Source organism: Streptomyces misionensis (assembly GCF_007896895.1).
Classification (GTDB): Bacteria; Actinomycetota; Actinomycetes; order Streptomycetales; family Streptomycetaceae; genus Streptomyces; species Streptomyces misionensis_A.
This window is the reverse complement of record NZ_VOGW01000087.1, coordinates 219,292-231,778: the sequence shown is the minus strand read 5'-3', so window position 1 is coordinate 231,778 and position 12,487 is coordinate 219,292. Positions and strand designations below refer to the sequence as shown.

Below are 12,487 nucleotides of genomic sequence, written 5' to 3'. Positions count from 1 at the left end.
GCACAGCCCGCACCCAGGGGAGGTCAGCCATGCCCATCGCGACGGTGAACCCGGCGAACGGCGAGACGCTCAAGACGTACGAGCCCATGGGCGAGGAGGAGCTGGAACGCCGGCTCCAGCTCGCCGAGGCCACGTTCCGCACGTACCGGACGACCACGTTCGCCGAGCGCGCCCGGCTGCTGAACAAGGCCGCCGACCTGCTGGACGAGGACCAGCAGGAAATCGGCAGGGTCATGACGACGGAGATGGGCAAGCCCGTCAAGCAGGCCCGCGCGGAGGCCGCGAAGTGCGCCAAGGCCATGCGCTGGTACGCCGAGCACGCCGAGGCCCTGCTCGCCGACGAGGAGCCCGCCGCGGCCGACGTCGAGGACTCCGGGGCGAGCCGGGTGCGGGTCCGCTACCGCCCGCTGGGCCCCGTGCTCGCGGTGATGCCCTGGAACTTCCCGCTCTGGCAGGTGGTCCGGTTCGCCGCGCCCGCGCTGATGGCGGGCAACGTGGGACTGCTCAAGCACGCCTCCAACGTGCCCCAGACCGCGCTCTACCTGGAGGACCTGTTCCACCGGGCGGGCTTCCCCGAGGGCTGCTTCCAGACATTGCTGATCGGCTCCGCCGCGGTGGACGACATCCTGCGCGACGAGCGGGTCAAGGCGGCCACCCTCACGGGCAGCGAGCCCGCGGGGCGCGCGGTCGCCTCCACCGCCGGGGAGATGATCAAGAAGACGGTGCTGGAGCTGGGCGGCAGCGACCCCTTCGTCGTGCTGCCCTCCGCCGACATCGACCGCGCGGCACAGGTCGCGGTGACCGCGCGGGTGCAGAACAACGGGCAGTCCTGCATCGCCGCCAAGCGGTTCATCGTGCACACCGACGTCTACGACGCCTTCGCCGAGCGGTTCGTCGCGGGCATGAAGGCGCTCAAGGTCGGCGACCCGCTGGAGGAGGACACCGAGGTCGGGCCGCTCTCCAGCGAGCAGGGGCGCAAGGACGTGGAGGAGCTGGTCGACGACGCCAGGCGCAGCGGGGCGCGGGTGCTGTGCGGCGGCGAGCGGCCGGACGGGCCGGGCTGGTACTACCCGCCGACCGTGCTCGCCGGCATCACCCGGGAGATGCGCATCCACCGCGAGGAGGCCTTCGGACCGGTGGCCACGCTGTACCGGGCCGACGACCTGGAGGAGGCCCTGCTCATCGCCAACGACTCGCCGTTCGGACTGAGTTCGAACGTCTGGACGCGGGAGGAGAGCGAGGTCGAGCGGTTCGCGCGGGACCTGGAGGCGGGGGCGGTGTACGTCAACGGGATGACCGCCTCGCATCCGGCGTTCCCCTTCGGCGGGGTGAAGCGGTCGGGGTACGGCCGTGAGCTGTCCGGGCACGGAATCCGGGAGTTCTGCAACATCACCACGGTTTGGCAGAGTGCGTGACGGCTGCGGGTCTACCATCCCCTTTTGTGAACCGCGAAGTGACTCTGCCTCTGATCGTCGACGACCGCGGGACCTTGCAGGTGGCCGCGGCCGATGTGAGCAAGTTGTTGCGGACCGTGGGCGGGCGGTGGCTGCGGTTGGTCGAGGCCGGGGAGCGGGGGCTGGACGAGGACACCGTCGCCGCGCTGACGATCGAGCTGGCGAAGCTGGCGGACCGTATCGACGTGGCGTGCATCGCCCACAGCAGCGGCGGCCCGCCGTAGGGGGCCGCCGCGTCGAGGGCCGCCCGGACCGCCGCCGTCACCGGCCGCGCCGACTCGGGTGACGGCTCGGCGAAGAGGCCGAAGAGGCCGAAGAGGCCACGGGCGATGCCCGGGAGGCCGTGGCGGATGCGCGGCCCGTGCGTTGCGGGCGCAACCACCGCGCCGGAGCGAGCGGTCGGCGGTCGGCGGTCGGCGGTCGGCGGTCGGCGCCACGATCGCGTCGGTGGGGGGACGTCGCGAGCGCGCCAGGCCACGTACGCCGGACAGGCCGGCAGCCGGCGCATGGGACGTGGCCGCGCGCCGTTCTCCGTGACCCCGCAGGCCGTGGCGGAGCACGGCAGGGCCGGGCGGCCTGCTCCTCCCCTGCCGCGAGCACGGTGAAGAAGGCCGCGGAGCGGGCGTCCGCGCGCGCCGCCGGGTGCCGCAAGACCGCCCGCTCCGCGGGGATCGCCCGCCGCTGCTCCAGGGCCGACGCGGCCAGGGTCCACGAGGGCGCGGCCCCGCGTTCGGCGAGCGGCGCGGCGGGACCGGCCGCGAGGTCCGGGGCGAGTGCCCCGACGGCCGTCCCCAGCAGGGCTTTCGCGCTAACGGCCGGCGTCGTTTTTTCCCTCTTCCGGCGTCCGAAGTCCTCCTTCGAGACCGATGCGGCGTCCCCGATTCGGAGTAACCCAACGCGAGATACTCGTCCCCCCGGGTGACGGTGGGTGGAGCACCTCCTGAGGTGAACCACCTTCTGACCGGTGGGTGAAGGCCCGCCGGACACGCGGAAAGCAGGGACGGTTCATGGCGACTTTGTGCAGACCCTCGGTGTCGGTCCCGGAGCACGTGATCACGATGGAGGAGACGCTGGAGCTGGCGCGCTCGCGCCACGCCGACCACCCTCAACTGGCGCTGGCACTACGGCTCATCGAGAACACCGGCGTGAAGACCCGGCACATCGTGCAGCCCATCGAGGAGACCCTCAAGCACCCCGGTTTCGAGGACCGCAACAAGCTCTACGAGGCGGAGGCGAAGGCCCGGGTCCCCGCGGTGATCCAGCGGGCGCTGGACGACGCCGAACTCCTCACCACCGACATCGACGTGATCATCTACGTGTCGTGCACGGGCTTCATGATGCCCTCGCTCACGGCCTGGCTGATCAACGAGATGGACTTCGACAGCACCACCCGCCAACTCCCCATCGCCCAGCTGGGCTGCGCGGCCGGCGGCGCGGCGATCAACCGGGCCCACGACTTCTGCACGGCGTACCCGAACGCCAACGCGCTGATCGTGGCCTGCGAGTTCTGCTCGCTGTGCTACCAGCCCACCGACCTGGGCGTCGGCTCGCTGCTGTCCAACGGACTGTTCGGCGACGGCATCGCCGCCGCCGTGGTGCGCGGACGCGGCGGCAGGGGCGTCCAGTTGGAGCGCAACGGCTCCTACCTGATCCCCAAGACCGAGGACTGGATCGCCTACGACGTCCGGGCCACCGGTTTCCACTTCCTGCTGGACAAGCGGGTGCCCACCACCATGGAGCCGCTCGCCCCGGCGCTCAAGGACCTGGCGGGCAACCACGGCTGGGACGCCACCGACCTGGACTTCTACATCATCCACGCCGGCGGCCCCCGCATCCTGGACGACCTCAGCAAGTTCCTGGAGGTCGAGCCGCACGCGTTCCGGTTCAGCCGGTCCACGCTCACCGAGTACGGCAACATCGCCAGCGCCGTCGTCCTGGACGCGCTGCGCCGGCTCTTCGACGAGGGCGGGGCCGAGAAGGGGGCGCGCGGGCTGCTCGCCGGCTTCGGCCCCGGCATCACCGCCGAGATGACGGTGGGCCGCTGGACCGACGGGGACGGGAGCGGGCGATGACCGAGACCGAGGAGGCGACGCTCACCGAGGCCGTGCCGCCGGTCCGGTACTGGCCGGCGCTCGACCTGACCGGGACGGACTTCGACCCGGTGCTCAGGGAGCTGATGGCCGAGGGCCCGGTCACCCGCATCCAGCTGCCCAACGGTGAGGGCTGGGCGTGGCTGGTCACCCGCTACGACGATGTGCGGATGGTGACCAACGACCCCCGCTTCGGCCGCGAGGCGGTCATGGACAAGCCGGTCACCCGGCTCGCCCCGCACTTCATACCCGACCGGGGCGCGGTCGGCTTCCTGGACCCGCCCGACCACACCCGGCTGCGCCGTTCGGTCACCGCGGCGTTCACCGCCAAGGGCGTGGAGCGGGTGCGCGAGAAGGCCCGCGCCCTGCTGGATCGGATGGTCGACCGGCTCCTGGCCGACGGTCCGCCCGCCGACCTGACGGCAGCGGTCCTCAGCCCGTTCCCCATCGCGGTGATCTGCGAGCTGATGGGCGTCCCGGCCGCCGACCGGCACGACATGCACGAGTGGACCCAGCTGATCCTGTCCTCGGCGCACGGCAAGGAGGTCAGCGAGCGGGCCAAGCGCGAGATGAGCGCCTACTTCCGCGACCTCGTCGGGCGGCGCGTGGACAGCACCGACGAGGACGTCGCCTCGCTGCTGGGCGCCGCCGTGGGCCTGGGCGAGGTCACCCTGGAGGAGGCCGTCGGTCTCGCCGTGCTGCTGCAGATCGGCGGCGAGGCGGTCACCAACAACAGCGGGCAGATGGTCTATCTGCTGCTGACCCGCCCCGAACTGGCCGAACGGCTGCGCTACGAGCCGGCGGTCCGCCCTCGGGCCATCGACGAGCTGCTGCGGTACATCCCGCACCGCAACGCGGTCGGCCTGTCCCGGATCGCCCTGGAGGACGTCGAGATCGGCGGCGTCCGCATCCGGGCGGGCGACGCGGTCTACGTCTCCTACCTGGCCGCCAACCGCGACCCGGAGGTCTTCCCCGACCCGGAGACGATCGACGTCACCCGCAGCCCCAACCCGCACGTCTCGTTCGGCTTCGGCCCGCACTACTGCCCGGGCGGCCAGCTCGCCCGGCTGGAGTCCGAGCTGATCGTCGACGCCCTGCTGGACCGGATACCGGGTCTCAAGCTCGCCGTGCCGCCCGAGGAGGTGCCCTTCAGGAAGGGCGCGCTGATCCGCGGTCCCGAGGCCCTGCCCGTGATGTGGTGAGGGCGCGATGACGACGATCGAAGGGCTGACATCGGCATCGGTCGACGGGCTGCTCGTCCCGCCGGGTCACGGCCGGGTGGTGGAGACGCCCGCACAGCGGGTCACGTTCAAGGTCACCGGCGTGCACTCACGGATGGCCTCCACCTTCGAGGTGGAGGTCCCGCCGGGCTTCGACGTCGGTGCCCACGTGCACACCCGCAGCGAGGAGTTGTTCTACGTGCTGGAGGGTGAGCTGGACGTGCTCGCCTTCGAGCCGCGCATCCGCACCCCCGACAACTGGAAGAGGTGGGAGTCGAGTTCGGGCAACAGGGTGGTCCGGGCGACCCCGGGCACGGTCATCGTCGTACCCCCCGGCTGCCCCCACGCGTTCGCCAACCCGACGGACACCCCCGCCAAGATGTTCTTCCAGGCGAGCCCGCCCCCGGACCACGAACGCTACTTCGAGGAACTCCTGGAGATCCTGAGCGACGGCGGGCCGCCCGACCAGGAGGCGATCGAGGCGCTGCGGGTGAAGTACGACATCGAGCAGCTCACCCCGCTCCGGCACAGGTGACCCACGGTCACCGACGGGGAACCGCGCGACCGGCCGCGATCCGTTGATCGCGGCCGGTCGCGCGGTCCGACGGCGCCCCTACCGGATGGACATGCCGGACAGCGTCCGCGCGATGACCAGCCGCTGGATCTCGCTGGTCCCTTCGAAGATGGTGTAGATCGCGGCGTCCCGGTGCATCCGCTCCACCGGGTACTCGCGGGTGTACCCGTTCCCGCCGAGGATCTGGATCGCCTGCGCGGTCACCTTCTTCGCCGTCTCGCTGGCGAAGAGCTTCGACATCGATCCCTCGGCCGCGGTGAACGGCTTGCCGTTGACCGCCATCCACGAAGCCCGCCACACCAGCAGCCGCGCGGCGTCGATCTGCGTGCGCATGTCCGCGAGCTGGAAGGCGACGCCCTGGTTGTCGATGATCGGCCGCCCGAACTGCTCCCGCGTCCTCGCGTAGTCGAGGGCGACCTCGTAGGCCGCCCGGGCGGTGCCCACGGCCATCGCCCCGACCGCCGGCCGCGAAGCCTCGAACGTGGCCATGGCCGCGTTCTTCACCCGCTCGCCGCCCTGGGCCTTCGCCTTCTCCCGGGCGCGGGCCAGCCGCTCGTCCAGCTTCTCCTTGCCGCCGAGCAGGCAGGACCCGGGGACGCGGACGTCGTCGAGGACGACCTCGGCGGTGTGCGAGGCGCGGATGCCGTGCTTCTTGAACTTCTGGCCCTGCGTGAGCCCGGGCGTGCCCGGCGGGACGATGAAGGAGGCGTGGCCCTTGGAACCCAGCTCCGGGTCGACGCTGGCCACCACGACGTGGACGTTGGCTATGCCGCCGTTGGTCGCCCAGGTCTTCGTGCCGTTGAGCACCCACTCGTCCTTGGCCTCGTCGTAGACGGCGCGGGTGCGCAGGGAGGCCACGTCGGAACCGGCGTCGGGCTCGGAGGAGCAGAAGGCGGCGACCTTGACGTCGGTGGCGTCGCCGTACATCTGCGGGATCCAGGTGCCGATCTGCTCCTCGGTGCCGTTGGCGAGGACGCCGACCGCGGCCAGACCGGTGCCGACGATGGACAGGGCGATGCCCGCGTCGCCCCAGAACAGCTCCTCCATGGCCATCGGGATGCCGAGGCCGGTGGGGTCGAAGTACTGCTGCGCGTAGAAGTCGAGGGAGTAGATGCCGACCTTCGCGGCCTCCTGGATGACCGGCCAGGGGGTCTCCTCGCGCTCGTCCCACTCGGCGGCGGCCGGCCGGATCACCTCGGCGGCGAAGCCATGGAGCCAGTCCCGGACTTCCTTTTGTTCGTCGTTCAGCTCCATGGTGAACTCGGCCATGTCCCCTCCAGCGGCGTACGGTGTTACTAGCGGTAACCCGAGTCTGTTACCGACGGGTAGGAAAAGTCAACCTGCGATGACGGCTCGGCATCCCGTTCGATGTCGGGGCCACGGACAGTGTTAGTTTGCGCAGGCGTCACCGATTCAGCACGGGTGGGGAGAGTACATGGACACCACGCAGCGGACCGATCAGCAGCGGTCCGCCGACCGCCGACGGCGCGAGCTGCTGGAGGCCGCCGACCGGGTGGTGCTCCGCGACGGCCCGCAGGCGTCGATGAACGCCATCGCCGCCGAGGCCGGGATCACCAAACCGATCCTCTACCGGCACTTCGGCGACAAGGGCGGCCTGTACGCCGCCCTCGCCAAGCGGCACACCGACGCCCTGCTGTCCTCCCTGCGCGCGGCGCTGGACGCCCCCGCGGACCGGCGGGAGCGCGTGGAGTCCACGCTGGACACCTACCTCGCCGCGATCGAGGCGCGCCCCCAGGTCTACCGCTTCCTGATGCACCCGGCCGAGGGCAGCACCGGCACCGACCAGGGCTTCGATGTGGGCAAGCACAGCGCCCCGCTGCTGCGGCGGATGGGCGAGGACCTGGCCCAGGTCATCGAGGAGCGGGTGGACCTCGGCCCCGGCAGCCAGCAGCTCGCCCGGGTGTGGGGGCACGGGATCGTCGGCATGATGCACGCCGCCGGCGACTGGTGGCTGGGCGAACGGCCCTGCTCCCGCGCCGAGTTGGTGCGCTCCCTCGCCGACCTGCTGTGGGGCCGGCTGGCGGCCGCCGGGGACCGGGTGGGCGGACCCGGCTTCTGAGTCACCGGCTCCAGGAGGCCCGCCGGATGCGCCGCTCCAGAAGGCGCCGCCGCCACCCCGTCACACGGTCCGCGTAGACCCGGCCTTCCAGGTGGTCGTACTCGTGCTGCAGGCACCGGGCGAAGAAGCCCGTGCCGTGGACGGTGACCGGCTCCCCGGCCGCCGTGAATCCCTCGACCACCGCGTGGTCGTACCGTTCCGTGCCCGCCTCCAGGCCCGGCAGGGACAGACAGCCCTCGGGACCCCGCAGCACGATCCCGTCCACCGCCACCAGCCGCGGGTTCACCACATGACCGAGATGCCGTACGTCCTCGTCGTCCGGACAGTCGTACACGAACACCCGCAGCGGCACCCCGGCCTGATTCGCGGCCAGGCCCACTCCCCGCGCCGCGTACATCGTGGCGAACAGGTCCTCCACGAGCGCCGCGAGCTCGGGGCCGAAGTCGGTGACTTCCCGGCATTGTTCGCGCAAGCCGCCGTCGCCGAGCAGGGTGAGGGGCCGGACGCGCCCGTGGGCGCCCGCAATGGAACCGTGTCGCATGGCGGCAAGGGTACGGTTCGTTCAGCTCATGCCCGCCGCCATGGGTGCGACCGGGATTCGGGTGTGGGAATGGATCTCGATAGGCTGAGGGTTCACACCACGTTGCCGGATGGCCCCAGGCGCGGCGCGTACGCAAGGAGGATCGAGAACTGATGGCAGGCAACTCGGACCCGCTCACGCCGCGGGCCAAGCTGGCCGTGACCGCGGGCAAGGCGGTCGCTGCGGCATCGCGCGCCGCCGGGCGGGGCAGCGGGTCGGTGATCGGGGGACGGGTCGCGCTCAGACTCGACCCCGACCTCCTGGCGCGGCTCGCCCAGAACCTGGACGTCGTGCTGGTGTCCGCCACCAACGGCAAGACCACCACCACCCGGCTGATCGCGGAGGCGCTGCGCGCCGCGGGCCCGGTGGTGTCCAACGCGCTCGGCGCCAACATGCCGGCCGGCATCACCTCGGCGCTCGCGGGCGGCTCGGACGCCAAGTTCGGCGTCATAGAGGTCGACGAGAAGTACCTGGCCGGAGTGGCCCGGGACACCGACCCCAAGTGCATCGCCCTGCTCAACCTCTCGCGCGACCAGCTCGACCGCGCCGCCGAGACCCGGATGCTCGCCGAGAACTGGCGCGAGGGCCTGGCCGGCTCCAAGGCGGTCGTGGTCGCCAACTGCGACGACCCGCTGGTGGTGTGGGCCGCCTCCTCCTCCCCGAACGTGATCTGGGTCGCGGCCGGGCAGATGTGGAAGGACGACGCCTGGTCCTGCCCGTCCTGCGGTGGCGTGATGCAGCGCCCCGGCGACGACTGGTTCTGCGGCGAGTGCGGCTTCCGCCGGCCCACGCCCTCCTGGGCGCTGTCCGGGGACCACGTCCTCGACCCGCACGGCTCGGCCTGGCCGATCCACCTCCAGCTGCCGGGCCGCGCCAACAAGGCCAACGCGGCCAGCTCCGCCGCCGTCGCCGCCGTCTTCGGGGTGCCGCCGCAGGTCGCCCTGGAGCGGATGTACCAGGTGCAGGCGGTCGCCGGACGCTACGACGTCGTGCAGTTCCAGAACCGGGACCTGCGGCTGCTGCTGGCCAAGAACCCGGCCGGCTGGCTGGAGACCTTCTCCCTGATCGACCCGCCGCCCGCCCCGGTGATCCTGTCCGTGAACGCGCGCGGGGCCGACGGCACCGACACCTCCTGGCTGTGGGACGTCGACTACACCCGGCTGACCGGCCACCCGATCTTCGTGCTCGGCGACCGGAAGCTGGACCTCGCCGTCCGGCTGGAAGTGGCCAACCAGCACTTCCAGGTCTGCGAGAACCTCGACCAGGCCGTCCAGCTGTGCCCGCCGGGACGGATCGAGGTCATCGCGAACTACACCGCGTTCCAGGACCTGCGCCGCCGCGTCGGCAACTGATCTTCGAAGGGCGATCACCTCATGAGCGACAACCAACTGCGGCTGGTGTGGATCTACCCGGACCTGCTGAGCACCTACGGCGACCAGGGCAACGCCCTGGTCGTGGAGCGCCGGGCCCGGCAGCGCGGCCTGGACGTGGCCCGGCTGGACGTGCGCAGCGACCAGCCGATCCCGACCTCCGGCGACATCTATCTGATCGGCGGCGGCGAGGACCGTCCGCAGCGGCTCGCGGCCGAGCGGCTGCGCCGTGACGGGCACCTCCAGCGGGCGGTGCAGAACGGCGCCATCGTCTTCTCGGTGTGCGCCGGCTACCAGATCCTCGGGCACGAGTTCATCAACGACCTCGGCCAGCGCGAGCCGGGCCTCGGGCTGCTCGACGTGGTCTCGGTGCGCGGCGAGGGCGAGCGGTGCGTCGGCGACGTGCTCGCGGACATCGACCCGCAGCTCGGGCTGCCCCCGCTGACCGGCTTCGAGAACCACCAGGGCGTCACCCACCTCGGCCCCACCGCCCGCCCCTTCGCCCGGACCAAGATCGGCCGGGGCAACGGCACCGGGGACGGCACGGAGGGCGCCTACAACGGCACCGTCTTCGGCACGTACATGCACGGGCCGGTCCTCGCCCGCAACCCGCTGATCGCCGATCTGCTGCTGAAGCTGGCGCTCGACGTCAACGCGCTGCCGCCGATCGACGACCGCTGGTACGACGCGCTGCGCGAGGAGCGCATCGCGGCCGCGCAGCAGCCCGCGTAGGCACCGGCGCGCGGCTCGCGCACGCCGCGCGTCAGGGCCTTCTCAGCGGTTTCCGGCACCCTCGTGGCGGGCCCGCCTGACGGCTCGTCCGCTCATCTGGGCGGGCGCGTCCAGCAGGCGGACGCCCGCTACGGAGCCACCCCCTCACGCCGGTAGGGTGATCGGGAATCCGCCGGACAACGTGGTCCGGTCTCCCGGCCCACGTTCGAGAAGGTAATACGGGCTATGCGCATTGGTGTCCTCACGTCCGGCGGCGACTGCCCCGGCCTGAACGCCGTCATCCGGTCCGTCGTGCACCGTGCCGTCGCCGACCACGGCGACGAGGTCATCGGTTTCCGGGACGGCTGGAAGGGCCTGCTGGAGTGCGACTCCGTGAAGCTCGACCTGGACGCCGTGGGCGGCATCCTGGCGCGCGGCGGCACCATCCTCGGCTCCTCCCGGGTTCGCCCGGAGCATCTGCGTGACGGCGTCGAGCGGGCCAAGGGGCATGTGGCGGAGCTGGGCCTCGACGCGATCATCCCGATCGGCGGCGAGGGCACCCTGAAGGCGGCCCGGCTGCTGTCGGACAACGGGCTGCCCATCGTGGGCGTGCCCAAGACCATCGACAACGACATCGCTGTCACCGATGTCACCTTCGGCTTCGACACCGCCGTGACCGTGGCGACCGAGGCGCTGGATCGGCTGAAGACCACGGCCGAGTCCCATCAGCGGGTGCTGATCGTGGAGGTCATGGGCCGGCACACCGGCTGGATCGCCCTGCACTCCGGCATGGCGGCCGGCGCCCACGCCGTCGTCGTACCGGAACGGCCCTTCGACATCGACGAGTTGACCCGGAAGGTGGGCGACCGGTTCGCGGCCGGCAAGCGCTTCGCCATCGTGGTCGCCGCCGAGGGCGCCAAACCCCGCGCCGGCTCCATGGACTTCGACGAGGGCGGCAAGGACGTCTACGGCCACGAGCGCTTCGCGGGCATCGCCCGGCAGCTGTCGGTCGAGCTGGAGCAGCGGCTCGGCAAGGAGGCGCGGCCGGTCATCCTCGGACATGTGCAGCGCGGCGGCACGCCGACCGCCTACGACCGGGTGCTGGCCACCCGGTTCGGCTGGCACGCGGTGGAGGCGGTGCACCGGGGCGAGTTCGGGATGATGACGGCCCTGCGCGGCACCGACATCGTGATGGTGTCGCTGGCGGAGGCGGTGGAGACCCTCAAGACGGTGCCCGTGGAGCGGTACGACGAAGCGGAGTGCGTCCTTTAGTCCGGCTGCCGGTCCGACTGCCGGTCCGGCTGCGTGACAGCCGTGCGCCCGGCCGTTGGTCCGGCCGTGAACTACCCGCCCCCGGTCATCGGCATGACCGGGGGCGGCTCTACTCTTGTGGGCGGACAGAATCGCACAACTCCCACGAATCAGGAGCCGCCGCATGGATCACATGGGTCACATGGATCACAGCGGACACGGCATGATGACGGACATGCCACCGTTCACGCTCGGACGGGGGCTCCAGTGGTCGGCCGAACCCTTCTTCCTGGTGACCTGCCTGCTCGGGCTGGCCCTGTACGCGTGGGGGGTCGTACGGCTGCGCCGGCGCGGCGACGCGTGGTCGGCGGCCCGCACGGTCTCGTTCGTCAGCGGCGTGCTGACGATCATGCTGGTGATGTGCACCGAGCTGAACGACTACGGGATGGTCATGTTCAGCGTGCACATGGTGCAGCACATGGTCATCAGCATGCTGTCGCCGATCCTGATCCTGCTCGGCGCCCCGGTCACGCTGGCGCTGCGCGCGCTGCCGACCGCGGGCCGGGGCCGCACGGGCCCGCGCGAGCTGCTGCTGATGCTGCTGCACAGCCGGTACATGCGGGTCATCACCCACCCGCTGTTCACCATCCCGATGTTCATCGCGAGCCTGTACGTGCTCTACTTCACCCCCCTGTTCGACTTCCTGATGGGATCGAGGACCGGGCACATCGCGATGATGGTGCACTTCCTCGCGGTCGGGGTCGTCTTCTTCTGGCCGATCATCGGCGTGGACCCGGGCCCGCACCGGCCGGGTCACCTGATGCGGATGCTGGAGCTGTTCGCGGGCATGCCGTTCCACGCGTTCTTCGGCATCGCGCTGATGATGGCGTCCACCCCGATGGTGAAGACGTTCCTGCACCCGCCCGCCTCGCTCGGCATCGACGCCCTGTCCGACCAGAGCTCGGCCGGCGGTATCGCCTGGGCCTTCAGCGAGGTCCCCTCCGTGCTGGTGCTGATCGCGCTCCTGTTCCAGTGGTACGGCTCCGAGCAGCGGCAGGCCAAGCGCAAGGACCGGCAGGCGGACCGGGACGGCGACAAGGAGCTGGAGGAGTACAACGCCTACCTGGCCTCGCTGAGCGCACGCCAGGGCTGAGGCC

At 71.4% G+C, this 12,487-nt stretch carries 12 protein-coding genes; 10 read left to right on the top strand and 2 right to left on the bottom strand.

What is annotated here, in order from left to right:
• The first annotated feature begins 29 nt into the window (after positions 1 to 29).
• The 5 genes from FRZ03_RS15890 (at position 30) to FRZ03_RS15870 (ending at position 5,299) form a co-directional block, all read left to right on the top strand.
• On the top strand, positions 30 to 1,415 hold the full coding sequence (locus tag FRZ03_RS15890) for an NADP-dependent succinic semialdehyde dehydrogenase (RefSeq protein ID WP_261399135.1): 1,386 nt from the start codon (positions 30 to 32) through the stop codon (positions 1,413 to 1,415).
• Between the two features lie 26 nt (positions 1,416 to 1,441).
• Positions 1,442 to 1,678, top strand: coding sequence for a DUF6213 family protein (locus FRZ03_RS15885; RefSeq protein WP_146465788.1), 237 nt, complete (start codon positions 1,442 to 1,444; stop codon positions 1,676 to 1,678).
• Positions 1,679 to 2,461: 783 nt separating this feature from the next.
• Complete coding sequence (locus FRZ03_RS15880; protein ID WP_146465787.1) at positions 2,462 to 3,526, top strand: type III polyketide synthase; 1,065 nt, start codon at positions 2,462 to 2,464, stop codon at positions 3,524 to 3,526.
• On the top strand, positions 3,523 to 4,746 hold the full coding sequence (locus FRZ03_RS15875; protein WP_146465786.1) for a cytochrome P450: 1,224 nt from the start codon (positions 3,523 to 3,525) through the stop codon (positions 4,744 to 4,746). Before FRZ03_RS15880 ends, FRZ03_RS15875 begins: the two co-directional genes overlap by 4 nt.
• A gap of 7 nt (positions 4,747 to 4,753) precedes the next feature.
• Positions 4,754 to 5,299 (top strand): cupin domain-containing protein, encoded by a 546-nt coding sequence (locus tag FRZ03_RS15870; RefSeq protein WP_186785438.1) that lies wholly within the window; start codon positions 4,754 to 4,756, stop codon positions 5,297 to 5,299.
• A gap of 78 nt (positions 5,300 to 5,377) precedes the next feature.
• Here the strand turns inward: FRZ03_RS15870 and FRZ03_RS15865 are convergent, their stop codons facing one another.
• Positions 5,378 to 6,607, bottom strand: coding sequence for an acyl-CoA dehydrogenase family protein (locus FRZ03_RS15865; RefSeq protein WP_146465785.1), 1,230 nt, complete (start codon positions 6,605 to 6,607; stop codon positions 5,378 to 5,380).
• A 166-nt stretch (positions 6,608 to 6,773) separates the two neighbouring features.
• On the opposite strand from FRZ03_RS15865, the gene FRZ03_RS15860 reads away from it, so the two are divergent.
• Positions 6,774 to 7,418: a TetR/AcrR family transcriptional regulator gene (locus FRZ03_RS15860; protein WP_070028148.1), complete on the top strand. Its 645-nt coding sequence runs from the start codon at positions 6,774 to 6,776 to the stop codon at positions 7,416 to 7,418.
• 1 nt (position 7,419) lies between these two features.
• Here the strand turns inward: FRZ03_RS15860 and def are convergent, their stop codons facing one another.
• Positions 7,420 to 7,959, bottom strand: a complete 540-nt coding sequence (def, locus tag FRZ03_RS15855; protein WP_146465784.1) for a peptide deformylase — start codon at positions 7,957 to 7,959, stop codon at positions 7,420 to 7,422.
• 152 nt (positions 7,960 to 8,111) lie between these two features.
• On the opposite strand from def, the gene FRZ03_RS15850 reads away from it, so the two are divergent.
• The 4 genes from FRZ03_RS15850 (at position 8,112) to FRZ03_RS15835 (ending at position 12,483) form a co-directional block, all read left to right on the top strand.
• Positions 8,112 to 9,350 (top strand): MurT ligase domain-containing protein, encoded by a 1,239-nt coding sequence (locus FRZ03_RS15850; RefSeq protein ID WP_074991695.1) that lies wholly within the window; start codon positions 8,112 to 8,114, stop codon positions 9,348 to 9,350.
• Positions 9,351 to 9,371: 21 nt separating this feature from the next.
• Complete coding sequence (locus FRZ03_RS15845) at positions 9,372 to 10,100, top strand: type 1 glutamine amidotransferase (protein WP_070028154.1); 729 nt, start codon at positions 9,372 to 9,374, stop codon at positions 10,098 to 10,100.
• 225 nt (positions 10,101 to 10,325) lie between these two features.
• Positions 10,326 to 11,351 carry a 6-phosphofructokinase gene (locus FRZ03_RS15840; protein ID WP_146465783.1) on the top strand — a complete coding sequence of 342 codons (1,026 nt, stop codon included), beginning with the start codon at positions 10,326 to 10,328 and terminating at the stop codon, positions 11,349 to 11,351.
• A gap of 181 nt (positions 11,352 to 11,532) precedes the next feature.
• Complete coding sequence (locus tag FRZ03_RS15835; RefSeq protein ID WP_146465836.1) at positions 11,533 to 12,483, top strand: cytochrome c oxidase assembly protein; 951 nt, start codon at positions 11,533 to 11,535, stop codon at positions 12,481 to 12,483.
• Positions 12,484 to 12,487 lie beyond the last annotated feature (4 nt).

Excerpts from the sequence above, each read along its gene's own strand:
- FRZ03_RS15835 (WP_146465836.1), top strand. The coding sequence starts at position 11,533 with ATGGATCACAGCGGACACGGCATGATGACGGACATGCCACCGTTCACG.
- FRZ03_RS15860 (WP_070028148.1), top strand. The coding sequence starts at position 6,774 with ATGGACACCACGCAGCGGACCGATCAGCAGCGGTCCGCCGACCGCCGA.
- FRZ03_RS15840 (WP_146465783.1), top strand. The coding sequence starts at position 10,326 with ATGCGCATTGGTGTCCTCACGTCCGGCGGCGACTGCCCCGGCCTGAAC.
- FRZ03_RS15845 (WP_070028154.1), top strand. The coding sequence starts at position 9,372 with ATGAGCGACAACCAACTGCGGCTGGTGTGGATCTACCCGGACCTGCTG.
- FRZ03_RS15850 (WP_074991695.1), top strand. The coding sequence starts at position 8,112 with ATGGCAGGCAACTCGGACCCGCTCACGCCGCGGGCCAAGCTGGCCGTG.
- FRZ03_RS15890 (WP_261399135.1), top strand. The coding sequence starts at position 30 with ATGCCCATCGCGACGGTGAACCCGGCGAACGGCGAGACGCTCAAGACG.
- FRZ03_RS15865 (WP_146465785.1), bottom strand. The coding sequence starts at position 6,607 with ATGGCCGAGTTCACCATGGAGCTGAACGACGAACAAAAGGAAGTCCGG.
- FRZ03_RS15875 (WP_146465786.1), top strand. The coding sequence starts at position 3,523 with ATGACCGAGACCGAGGAGGCGACGCTCACCGAGGCCGTGCCGCCGGTC.
- FRZ03_RS15880 (WP_146465787.1), top strand. The coding sequence starts at position 2,462 with ATGGCGACTTTGTGCAGACCCTCGGTGTCGGTCCCGGAGCACGTGATC.
- FRZ03_RS15870 (WP_186785438.1), top strand. The coding sequence starts at position 4,754 with ATGACGACGATCGAAGGGCTGACATCGGCATCGGTCGACGGGCTGCTC.
- def (WP_146465784.1), bottom strand. The coding sequence starts at position 7,959 with ATGCGACACGGTTCCATTGCGGGCGCCCACGGGCGCGTCCGGCCCCTC.